The sequence below is a fragment of the Clostridium lundense DSM 17049 genome (assembly GCF_000619945.1).
GTDB classification, from domain to species: Bacteria; Bacillota; Clostridia; order Clostridiales; family Clostridiaceae; genus Clostridium_AO; species Clostridium_AO lundense.
The window spans coordinates 127,295-139,308 of record NZ_JHVC01000003.1 but is presented as its reverse complement, the minus strand read 5'-3'; the positions used below and the strand labels follow the sequence as shown (position 1 = coordinate 139,308).

At 28.3% G+C, this 12,014-nt stretch carries 9 protein-coding genes; 7 read left to right on the top strand and 2 right to left on the bottom strand.

What is annotated here, in order from left to right; all coding sequences use genetic code 11:
• The first annotated feature begins 71 nt into the window (after nt 1–71).
• The 6 genes from T514_RS0106620 (at nt 72) to T514_RS0106595 (ending at nt 8,260) form a co-directional block, all read left to right on the top strand.
• Nucleotides 72–770: a response regulator transcription factor gene (locus tag T514_RS0106620; RefSeq protein ID WP_027624064.1), complete on the top strand. Its 699-nt coding sequence runs from the start codon at nt 72–74 to the stop codon at nt 768–770.
• Nucleotides 767–1,678 (top strand): sensor histidine kinase, encoded by a 912-nt coding sequence (locus tag T514_RS0106615; RefSeq protein ID WP_027624063.1) that lies wholly within the window; start codon nt 767–769, stop codon nt 1,676–1,678. The genes T514_RS0106620 and T514_RS0106615 overlap by 4 nt, the downstream gene beginning before the upstream one ends.
• A gap of 97 nt (nt 1,679–1,775) precedes the next feature.
• Nucleotides 1,776–2,690, top strand: a complete 915-nt coding sequence (locus T514_RS0106610; RefSeq protein WP_027624062.1) for an ABC transporter ATP-binding protein — start codon at nt 1,776–1,778, stop codon at nt 2,688–2,690.
• Nucleotides 2,683–3,414, top strand: a complete 732-nt coding sequence (locus tag T514_RS0106605) for an ABC transporter permease (protein ID WP_027624061.1) — start codon at nt 2,683–2,685, stop codon at nt 3,412–3,414. The genes T514_RS0106610 and T514_RS0106605 overlap by 8 nt, the downstream gene beginning before the upstream one ends.
• 48 nt (nt 3,415–3,462) lie before the next feature.
• Nucleotides 3,463–4,704 (top strand): S41 family peptidase, encoded by a 1,242-nt coding sequence (locus tag T514_RS0106600; RefSeq protein ID WP_027624060.1) that lies wholly within the window; start codon nt 3,463–3,465, stop codon nt 4,702–4,704.
• A gap of 241 nt (nt 4,705–4,945) precedes the next feature.
• Nucleotides 4,946–8,260, top strand: a complete 3,315-nt coding sequence (locus tag T514_RS0106595) for a cell wall-binding repeat-containing protein (RefSeq protein WP_027624059.1) — start codon at nt 4,946–4,948, stop codon at nt 8,258–8,260.
• A gap of 48 nt (nt 8,261–8,308) precedes the next feature.
• Here the strand turns inward: T514_RS0106595 and T514_RS0106590 are convergent, their stop codons facing one another.
• Nucleotides 8,309–10,306, bottom strand: coding sequence for a methyl-accepting chemotaxis protein (locus T514_RS0106590; RefSeq protein WP_027624058.1), 1,998 nt, complete (start codon nt 10,304–10,306; stop codon nt 8,309–8,311).
• Between the two features lie 538 nt (nt 10,307–10,844).
• On the opposite strand from T514_RS0106590, the gene T514_RS0106585 reads away from it, so the two are divergent.
• Nucleotides 10,845–11,084, top strand: a complete 240-nt coding sequence (locus T514_RS0106585) for a cation transporter (RefSeq protein ID WP_027624057.1) — start codon at nt 10,845–10,847, stop codon at nt 11,082–11,084.
• 42 nt (nt 11,085–11,126) lie between these two features.
• On the opposite strand, the gene T514_RS0106580 is transcribed toward T514_RS0106585, so the two are convergent.
• The gene (locus tag T514_RS0106580; RefSeq protein WP_027624056.1) at nt 11,127–11,981 is read right to left on the bottom strand and encodes a class I SAM-dependent methyltransferase; all 855 of its coding nucleotides are present in this window, start codon (nt 11,979–11,981) and stop codon (nt 11,127–11,129) included.
• Nucleotides 11,982–12,014: the final 33 nt, after the last annotated feature.

The window sequence follows — 12,014 nt, the reverse complement described above, 5'->3', positions numbered from 1 at the left end:
TTGCCTTTTTTAATTGATAACCGTCCCTATATAGATATAATATAAATGAGGACGTGATATATATGGAAGATTTGAAGAATATAAGCATATTGGTAGTGGAAGATGATAGAGAGATAAATAATTTAATAAAAACAGCATTAAGTAAGCAGGGATTTAATGTAGTACAAGCTTTTGATGGAATGGATGGGTTTGCAAAATATAAATCCATGGATTTTAGTATTATAATTTTAGACATAATGCTTCCTTATGTAGATGGTATGGAAATTATGAAAAAGATAAGAGAAGAAAGTGTAATCCCAATTATTATATTGTCTGCTAAGGGGGAAGAGTCTGACAGAATAATAGGACTTGGGCTGGGAGCTGATGATTATATAGTAAAACCTTTTTTTGTAGGGGAGTTAGTAGCTAGAGTAAAGTCACAGCTTAGAAGATATATTAGTTTTCATAAAAATGAGGAAACAGTAAGTTCTATTAAAAAAGGAAATATAACTTTAGATTTAGATAATTATTGTGCTTATAAAAAAGAGGAAAAGATAGGTTTAACAGCAAAAGAGTTTGAATTACTAAAATTATTTTTTACAAATCCTAATAGAGTATTTACAAAGGTACAGATATTTGAAAATGTATGGAATGAAGAATATATGGGTGATGACAATACTGTAATGGTTCATATAAGAAGGCTTAGAAATAAAATAGAGGATAATGCCAATAAACCTGAATATATACTAACTGTATGGGGCATTGGATATAAATTAGGAGATATAGCATGAGTGAGAAAATATTAATAGGTATAATAATAATTTTAGTTATGATTATTATAAATTTAAATAGGAAAATATATATTATTTCTCAGGTAATAAAGAATATTGGACAAGGAAATTATAATGAAAGAATAAGAATACAAAATAGCAACAAATACTTAAATAGTTTAATAAAGAATTTAAATCACTTGGTAGATAAATTTCAAAATTCAATGAAGTTAAATAAAGAATATGAAGAGGAAAGAAAAAAGATGATATCAAATATATCCCATGATTTGAGGACACCACTTACATCTCTCTTGGGATACATAGAAGTTATAAAAGATAATAAAAATTTAAGTGAGAGTGAAAGAGAAGAGTATATAGATATTATCCAAAACAAAGGGGAAAATTTAAGAAATTTAATGAGTGAATTTTTTCAGTTGTCAAAGCTAGATTCAAATGATATTAAACTAGATATTAAAAAAATCAATCTATCGGAAATTATAAGACAAAATATAATTTTATTTTATAATGATTTCACTAAGGAGGAAATAGAGCCGGCAATAGATTTACCTCATGAGGATATATACGTAATGGGAGATAAGAAAGCAGTAGAAAGAATTCTTAATAACCTTATATCTAATGCTATTAAATATGGATATGAAGGGAAGAGTATAGGAATTAATTTAAAGTGTAATGAAGAAAATGTACAAGTAATTGTATGGGATAAAGGTAGAGGGATACCAAAGGAAAATTTGTCATCAATATTTGAGAGATTACATACATTGGAGAAGTCTAGAAATAAAAGTCTTCAAGGAAGTGGATTAGGACTTACTATAGTTAAAAAGCTTATAGAAATGCAAAAAGGAACTATAACTGTAAAAAGCACTCCTTATGAAAAAACTGAATTTATATTTACTTTGCCTAGCATTTAAGGAATATGTAAGAAATGTGTAAAGTTTATGTAAGGACTATGTTTTATACTTACAGCATAGTTCTTTTTCTTTTGAAAATTTTAGGAAGGGTGATTTTATGGAGCATGTACTTAGAACTTATAATTTAACTAAAACTTATAAAAATGTAAATGCAGTAGATAGTTTAAATATAAATGTAGGTAGGGGAGATATTTATGGATTCCTTGGGAAAAATGGAGCAGGAAAAACTACTACTATAAAAATGATTATGGGACTTTCAAAGGTTAGTAGTGGAGAAATAGAGTTATTTGGGAATAAAGCTTTAGATAACAAATGTTATGGGAGAATAGGATCTTTAATAGATTATCCAGGCTTTTATTTAAATCTTACTGGAGAAGAAAATTTAGAGATACATAGAAGAATGATAGGATTTGCAGGAAAAGATAGTATACGTAACGCTTTAGAAATGGTGGGACTTAAGGATATACAGGGAAAAAAGGTTAAGAATTTTTCATTAGGAATGAAACAGAGACTAGGAATTGCAAGAGCACTTTTGCATCATCCTGAATTTTTAATATTAGATGAACCAACTAATGGATTAGATCCTATTGGCATAAAGGAAATAAGGGAACTTATATTGAATTTAAATAAAAAGTATGAAATAACACTTCTCATTTCCAGCCATATTTTAAGTGAAGTACAGCTTCTAGCTACAAAAATAGGAATAATACACAAAGGAAGACTTCTCGAAGAAATAAGTTATGATGAGCTTCAAAAGAGAAATAGACATTATATTCAGTTGAAGGTGGACAACGATAAAAAAGCTTCATTTTTACTTGAAAAAAACCTGGGGATAAATGACTATGTAATATGGGAGGACGGACTAATAAGAGTATATGAAAAGTTGAATGAAGGATGGAATATAAATAAAACTTTAGTATCAAATGATGTAAGAGTAGATGAAATATATATAACTGTAGATAATTTAGAAGATTATTTTATAAGATTAACAGGAGGAGAAAGCAATGCATAATGGTATTTATTGTGAATTTTTAAAGATAAAAAGATCACCTATTTTTTTAGTATTAATAATAGGAGCATTAGCTGAACCCTTACTTATGCTTTGGGGACAAATATTTAGAGAAGATATTGTAGAGTGGGATACGTATATGACAAATATAGAAGCTATGACATTTTTAGTTGTAGGGTTATTACTATTTACTTTAGTGGCTTCTTATATTTACACTAGGGAGTTTTCAGAAAGAGTTGCATATGCTGCATATTCATATCCACTAAGTAAAACTAAAGTTTTTATATGCAAGTTAATAACTGTATTTGCTTGTATTGCTTTTGTGTATATATTGCAATTCATAGCAATACTCATTACAGGAAGCATTATAGATCATGAACCTTTAGCAAAAGATTTCCTAATACTAAATATAAAAATATATTGCTATTCAATGCTGTTTCAATTTGCAATAGCACCTTTGGGAATACTTATAGGAAGTATAAGCCGAAATTTAATAATGCCAATGGCGTATAGTGCTATAGGAACCCTAATAACTATATCTATAGCAGAGTTTAATGAGGGCAATATATATTTTCCGTTATATTATCCAGCTATGCCTGTAATGTCAGCTGGAAAAAATAATATGCAAATAGTTATAAAAAATCAATCTATAGTTATTGCCATAGTGTTTTTTATAGTAACTTCTGCCCTTTGCATAATTTATTATAAAAAAAGTGATATTTGCTAGTTAGGATATGTATAGTAAATATGATGATGTAGATTGGGGGATGATAGAATGAAAAGGGGAAATATTTTACTTATAACCATATTATTTATTATAGGTACTGTAATCGGGGGATGTAAAAGTAAATATGCAGCGGCTCCAGGAAATAGAGAAGAAAAATGGACAAAAGATATAGAGTATTTATCAAAACAGTTACCTAAAAAACACAAAAATTTGTTTTTTAGTTTGAAGGAAGAAGAGTTTAATAAGAAGATAGAAGAACTTAAAGAAGCAGTGCCAAAAATGAATGACGATGAAGTTAAAGTAGGCATATATAAAATAGTAGCTTCTGTAAATGATGGACATACTTCAGCTTATTTAGATTATAACAAAATGTATCCAATAAGTTTGTATTGGTTTAAAGAAGGAATATATGTGACAAGCACTATACCAGAGTATAAACAAATAATGAACTGTAAGTTAGTTAAAATCAATGGGAAAAATATAGATGAAATAAGTAAGGAAGTTGCTGAAGTTATATCTCATGAAAATGAGGCAGAGCTTAAAAGTATGATTCCTAGTTTTATAACTATGCCAGATATACTTCATGGCTTAAAGATAATAGATAGTAGAGAAAAGACCACATTTACATTTCAGGATTCAGGAAACAAAATCATTAATGTGAATATAAAAGAGATAGAGTATAATAAAGAAAGTAAAAAGTTATTTATAAATGACTATAATGATAAAAATACTCCGCTATATATGAAAAATAAAGATAAGAAATACTGGTTTGAGTATTTAAAGGATAAAAATACATTATATTTTAAATATAACTCATGTAGTGAAATGAAAGAAAAACCATTTAAAGATTTTTCAAAAGAGTTATTAGAAGTGTTAGATAAAAATAATGTAGATAAGTTGATTGTGGATGTGAGAGATAATGGGGGAGGAAGTTCATCTATATTAGAACCATTTATAGAAGAAGTGAAAAAACGCAATATAAATGATAAGAAAAGATTGTTTGTTATTGTTGGAAGAAGGACATTTTCATCAGCTATATTAAATTCCATATATTTTAGAAATGAAACTAAGGCAACTTTTGTTGGAGAGCCTACAGGAGGTAAGCCAAATCATTATGGGGAAGTGAAGAATTTTCAACTACCAAATACTAAGATGAAAGTTAGGTATTCTACAAAATACTTTACTAATTCAAAAGAGGATACACCATCTTTTATGCCTGATAAAATAATAGAACCATCAGTTTTAGATTTCATAAACAAGAAGGATTCAGTACTCCAAAGCATACTATAAAAATTAGGGACAATTAACAACTTTATTATTAGGGACGGTTATCAATTTTTGGGCTTTTACATAAGCTACTTAATTAAAATTTAATAACTGTCCCTATTTAGTTTGTAACTGTCTTTGCATATGGAAGTTGATAACCGTCCTTATGTTATTTACAAAAATTACATAAGAATAAGGACTTGTTTGTGGTGTTTTACAAAGTTATAATTAATTAAAAATATATGCTTCGGGAGGAATCTATTATATGACTAGAAATGTTGCAAAAGTTTCTATAATAGTAACATTTATATTGTACATTTTCATGCCAGCATTAGTAAAGGCTGCACCATTACAAGTAACTAGAATAGGAGAAGCAGATAGGTATGCCACAGCAGCTAAAATTGCCACAACAAATTGGACTAGCTCAAAAGATGTAATATTAGTGTCTGGTGAAGGATATGCAGATGCGGTAAGTGCATCAACTTTAGCTAAACAGTTAAATGCACCAATACTTTTAACTAAAGCTAAAGAATTTAATATAAATACTCAAGGTGCATTGGAAATATTAAAACCTGAAAATATATACATAATAGGTGGGGAAGCTTCTGTATCTGGAAAGATAAGAGATTCTCTAAAAGGAAAATATAATTTAATAGAGCTTAAAGGAAAAAACAGATATGAAACTAATATAGCAGTTGCAAAAGAATTAGTGAAGCTAGGAGTAGAAGCGAAAAATGTTATGTTAGTTGGAGGGGGAGGCTTTTCCGATGCATTATCTGCAGCTCCAATAGCGGCAGCCAAGGGTTCTATACTTTTATTAGGAAATAATAGTGCGGATTCAATGAAACCAGTTTTTCAGTTTATAAAGGATAATAGCTCTCAGGTTATAGTTATAGGGACAAACTACGTTATAAATAGTAGTACATATGAAGCTTTAGGTGCTGTTTACAGAGTAAATGGTGGGGCTGATAGATTTGAAACTAATTTAAACATATTGGAAGAATTTAAAGATGATTTGAAAAATGACAAACTATATATTGCAAATGCTAGTGGACAAGGTTATGCGGATGCTTTGGTTGGAGGAGTTTTAGCAGGAAAGTGGGCTGCTCCCTTAGTATTATTTCATAGTGATAATTCAATATCTACAAGTAAGGCAATTGACTATATTAAGAATAGGGCAACTGTGACAACGGATTTAAATGCAATAGGAGGAAAGGGAGTTATTTTAGATAAAACTATTTGGAGAATAGATGAGATTATGTCAAATTCTCAAAGTGGTACTCCAACAGTTGCTTCTGTAACTACCAATGGACTTAATCAAATTAAGATTGTATTTAACACAGAAGTTAATAAGGATACAGCAGAGAATGTAGAAAACTATGAAGTTGATGGCATGGATTTAGGAGCAAATGATGAACTTAAGGCATCAGCTAATCTACAAGAGGACAACAGGACAGTGCTTATTACTTTATCTAATCCATGTTCCCAGTATAAAAATAGCATTATAACAGTAAAAAATAAAATATTAGATAGAGAATTAAATAATAACATAGCTAAATTTGAACAGAAGATTACATTTAAGGATATTAATGATCCTAAATTAGAATCTGTAGTACCAATTGGAGATAAGAAATTAATAGTTAAATTTTCTCAATCTATAAGAATTAGTATGGACACCATATCTAAAATAAAAATTAATGGGAAAGGTGTAACTGAAATTGGATTAAATACTGAACTAACTGCTTTTCGGAATAGTTCAGGTCAGTGGGCAGATACAGTAGAACTTTATTTCCAGGAAAGCCTTAGACAAGGTATAAATACACTTCAAATTCCTAATGGCATTTCTGGTATACAATTTGATAATGCAGCTGGATTTACTATAAAAGAAACTAAGTCAAACTTTAATATTTATACTATGGATAACAAAGTGAAAATAATAGATATAAAAGGAGACACAGCTACAGGTACTATTTATATAACTTTTAATAGATCTATGAATAGAGAAACAGCGCTTAATGGAAGCAATTACAATATTAATGGCAGTACTTGTATTTTAACGGAACTAGATTTTAAAGAAGGATCAAAAGATAGAATTGTTAAAATAAAAGGAGCAGGAACACTACTTTTAAATGGAGGACATGAAATTTTAATAGTAAATAATATTAAAGATGCTTATGGAAATAAGGTAGAAGAAAATATGGGAGTGGATTTTTATATTCCAAAGGATAATATTAAGCCTGAAATTATAAGCACAAGAATGATTGATAGTACGACAATGCGTGTAAAATTTAATAAAAATGTTTTAAATACATATGCAACCAATAAATCTAATTACAAATTGTTTGATTGTGATGGACTTGATATTACATATAAAATTGATGAGATTAAAGGGGCAAATGGTGTAGCTTTAGATAATATAAGTGCATATGATATTAAATTTACAAAAGCCAATGCTTTAACAGAAGCTGAATATAAATTAAAGGTTAAGGATATTATTGACGTTAATTGGATGCCAAATGTAATGAATGAGTATAATGGTACGGTATATGGAGTTGATGATATAGCTCCAACTGTTACAGCAATAGTTAAAAAATTAGATGTTCCTCAAAAGGCAGTTATATTTTTTAGTGAAGAGATGGATAAAGAATCTATTACAAATCCATCAAATTATTATTATGTAAATGGTGTAGGTGATACAAAGGCTTTACCTGCAAATGCAGAAGTTTCTGTAATGGAAGATTGTAAGGCAGTAGTTATTTATTTTCCATCAAACTATATATTAGGTAATGGGACATATGAAAGCTATGTGGTGAAGATAGGAGTTACAAATGTTAAAGATAAAAGCGGAAACAATTTATCAGACATAGCTCATTTTGAGTATATAAGTACGGTATATACTGGTGGCCCAAGTACTGTGCCTAATACTGTAAAGATTTATTATGATGGTGAGGATATAAAAGTTCAGTTATTATTAAAAGATGCTTTAAGCAATTTAGACATAAGTGATTTTAAGGTGGCGGGACAAAAGCCAGATAGAGGAAGTATCTTAGGTAGAAGCATTATTTTAACCTTTGATAGTGGAGTGCAAAATAATGGAAAGACTAATGCTATAAAAAAGGCTGGAGTAAATGCTACATTAGAAATAATTAACCCTAATTCAGCGGATATAGCAGGACGTAAATTGCAAGAATCATCAAATAGAGTTTATAATATGGAACTTACACCAAAAACTCAGTTCCAGTTATGGACAGTAGATGCTTCTTTAAACAATAATTCTGTAGCCGTAGTTTTCGATGAAAATATAGATAACAGCATACATAATTTATATGAAGATGACTTTATATTTACCAATGAAAGAACTGGTGGCAGATTAGTAGTACAAGCTATTACAGTTGAGGGAAATAAGATTATATATAAATTTGAAGATGGTTCAATAAATTCTGGAGATACCATTAATGTTTATGCTAATGGAAATACCTCTAACATCAATATAAGAAGTGAAAAAGATTTATCTGGGAATTTTTCAAAATATATTCCATCAGAAGAGGATTTGAAAATTAGAAAATTAACTGCAAAATAGAAGGATGAAAAAGAACCTGAGTAAGCGCTATTACTCAGGTTCTTTAAATTATATCTTAAACTTACTTATGGAATCTCTTAATGAGTTTGCTAAATCAATGAGCATATCAAAATGTTCATTTAATTCGTTTATAGCAGCGGATTGTTCTTCTGAATTTGTTGAGGTTTCTTGTATTTCTCTTTGTATTTCCTCTGAGCTTGAGTATACGATATCTACATCTTTAACAATTTGCTCTTTAACATTAACTACCTTACTAACTACTTTTAAATTACCAGTCATTAGTTCATTAATTCCAGATATCTTAGTCCCTATGGTAGTATAGGCATTAATTGTTCCTAATAAATAATCTTTTGCAGCCTCTGAAACTTCAGTATTGGATTTCATGCAATCAACTGCTGAAGAAGACTTAGATTGAATTTCATCAATTAATTGTTTTATTTTCTTTGTTGCATCACTACTTTCAGATGCTAATTTTTTTACTTCTTCTGCTACTACTGTAAAACCTTTACCATGTTCACCTGCTCTAGCAGCTTCAATAGATGCATTAAGTGCAAGAAGATTTGTTTGTTCAGCTATTTGAGAGACTGTTTCACTTATAATATTTATTTCTTTTGAACTATTAGCAATATCATCTATAGCAGAACTTAAAGAATTTTCTAAATTGGATCTTTCATCAACTTTATTCATTAAAATATTAACTGTACTAGAACCTTTATTTAACTCGTTATGACAAATATCCAAATCAGTTGTAGCTTTTTCAATATTATTGATTAATGAATTTAGTAAATCATTTATAGACTTAACAAGTCCAGTTACATTATCAATACGTATACTTTGCTTATTAGATAATTCAGATATATTTTGAAGAGAATTATCCAATTCTGAAATAGCCTTATGTGATTCGTTAACTATTGATTTTAAATCTGTTATATTTTCCTTAAGATTTACTTCAGATAAAGATGTATTACTTACTAAATTTCTAAAGGAAGTTATCATATTATGGTACATATTATTAACTTCTGCTAATTCTATTATATTATCACTAAGGCTTATATTGTCTTCATTTAGCTCACCATTAGAAAGCTTTTTAAACCTTTCGGAAAATATATTAAGTTTTTTACAAGTTAAATTTGAAATAATCAAAGAAGAAATAAATGCAATAATAAGAGCTACTATTAAACCAATAATAATTACTTTTAAAAGAAAGTTATTTAGATAATTAAGTTCATTAGTCATCTCGCCGATTAAAAACATATCTAATCGTTCGTTGCTACTATAATAAACCATATAATTTTTACTATTTATTTTTTCTTGTATAAAATCACTAGCTTTTGTTAATTTATTGAAATAAGCCATGGAACTCTTGCAATCTTTTCCTATTAAAGAAGCATCTTTATTGAAGAGATAAAGTCCTTCTTTTGTAACTCCATAAATAGATCCAGAATTACCAACGTTAAATTTAAGAGTTTTTATAAATTGTGATAAATCAACATCAATTCCTACTACGCCATTTATTTTATTATTATTTTTTACTGCTGTAATACAAGAGATAACCCACTTATTAGTAGAAGAATCTAAGTAGGGCTTAGTCCAAATGGCTTTTCCAACATTATTTATAGCATCTTTATAAATAGAGCTTTGTGTTGGTTTATGATCAGCAGGTAAATCAACATGAGGATAGGTATATTCACTATCGTCAGGTCTTACTATAAATGTATCCATTATAATAGTTTCCCCACCATCTATAATTGATTTAGACCATGAATTCATGTAATTTAAACTATGTTTATCTTTTTTCCAATCACCAGCTTGTATAATTTCGTCACTAGCTAGATCTTTCACAATTGCTTCTTTTCCAGATAAAAAAGTGTTTAAATTAATATTTAATGCATCAATGGTTTGAGAAGAACTACTTTTTATATTATTTGTAAGCAATGGTTTTAAACTAAAGTATATAATTAAAAATAAAATTAATAATATCAAGCATACATTTGCTAATTGATATAACAAAATAAAGTTTTTTAATTTTATATTTTTAAATTTCAAGATCTCATTCCCCCTAAAAATTTATCAACAAGTATATTGTAAATTTATAATTCATTAGTTAAGGACCTTTTTTTAACAATTTTAGACATCCTCCTTAGTAGTGACAAATAGAACAATTTACATAAAAAAATGTCATATATTCTATTATATACGAAAATAATGAAACATAACATAGAAAAATGTACGGAAATTTAAAAAAAGATTCGATAAAATAGGCAAAATAAGTAAAAAACCATATAAAGAATATTAATATATTTAATTTGTAAATTAACAATGTAGTTGGGAGTGATAAATTAAAATATATGGAAAAATAAATATAAATAGGGACGGTTATCAAATTTCAAGCTTTTAAATGGAGAAGCAACTAATAAATTTTATACCTTTATACAGTTATTTTAGTAAAAACTTCACAACCGTCCCTAGTAGTTTTTATAACTGCCCCCATACATTTACCTTTATAAAATGGGAAAAGAATGTTATAATTTTATTGAAAATGAAAATTATTATCAATAAAATTATAAAGGAAGTGTAGCATATGTTGTTTTTTAATAAAAAATCTAATGGAAAAGAAATAGAACTAAAAGTATATGGAATGATGTGTACTCATTGTGAGCTTGCAGTTAAACAAGTTCTTCAAAAGGTGGACGGAGTAAAGAAGGCAAAGGTAAGTCATTTTAAGAAAAGAGCTTTAATTACATTAGAAGAGGGAAGAGATGTGTCTATTGATGAATTGATACAAGCTGTAAAAACTACTGGCTATGATGCTTCGGAAGTTTAAAAAGATTAACCCTGAGTACTTAAAATTACTCAGGGTTAATTTTTAATTTAAAGTATTCCAATATATATATGCAACTTTCAATTTAGCATTAAATGTTATACTATCTTCATGTTTTATAATCTGACAATTCAAAAGTTCTTTTACTTTATTCATAGGAAGGATTTCTTTGCCGTATTGCTCTATAAAGTCAGTATATAAATCCTCTGTATTTGCATAGGTTATAGGTTTTATAATATCTAAAAACTCTATATTTGCGTCTATACCCAATTCGTACAAGAGATTTTGTATGTGTATATAATCACTTAAGGTTTTAAGACCTGGTTGTTCAAGTTTACAAAAGATACTGTGAAAAGGCGAACGTTGCAATGTCCATACTATAACAACTTTTTCTTTAGCTAAACTATTCATTTTCATTAAAGAATCTCTTATATTCCACATACGATATATAGCATTAACATTGAAAATAGCGTCCACTTTTTCAATAGAAGCATCTTCCCATTTAGAACAAATAGGAGTAACATTTAAAATGTTATTTTGAGAAATCTTTTTATCAAGCATTTTTAGCATGTATTCTGAAGCATCAATAGCTAAAATCTTTTTTGCATATGCTGACATTGGCAAAGTAAACTTTCCAGTTCCAGGACCTATTTCTGCTAGGACTTTATCTTTGCCTATTATTTGTAATAGTTTATGGAAAGTTTCTGGAGCATAGTCATATAAAGTATCAGTATTGTCATATTTGGGAGCAAAGTCTTTCCAAAAACTTTTTTCTATATCAAAATCTAAAGCTCTTTGAACATTATATTCATCTTTAGCTAGTATACTTTCTTGCCAAAGCTTTTCAAAGTCCAATCCATAATTTGTTTTAGTATGTTGTATAAATGTACTTTTATTCATATTTAACACCACCTATATTAGAGGACAGTTATG

Bases quoted from the DNA above. Each gene is read 5' to 3' on its own strand.
- T514_RS0106615 (WP_027624063.1), top strand. From the start codon at position 767: ATGAGTGAGAAAATATTAATAGGTATAATAATAATTTTAGTTATGATT.
- T514_RS0106610 (WP_027624062.1), top strand. From the start codon at position 1,776: ATGGAGCATGTACTTAGAACTTATAATTTAACTAAAACTTATAAAAAT.
- T514_RS0106605 (WP_027624061.1), top strand. From the start codon at position 2,683: ATGCATAATGGTATTTATTGTGAATTTTTAAAGATAAAAAGATCACCT.
- T514_RS0106600 (WP_027624060.1), top strand. From the start codon at position 3,463: ATGAAAAGGGGAAATATTTTACTTATAACCATATTATTTATTATAGGT.
- T514_RS0106595 (WP_027624059.1), top strand. From the start codon at position 4,946: ATGACTAGAAATGTTGCAAAAGTTTCTATAATAGTAACATTTATATTG.
- T514_RS0106580 (WP_027624056.1), bottom strand. From the start codon at position 11,981: ATGAATAAAAGTACATTTATACAACATACTAAAACAAATTATGGATTG.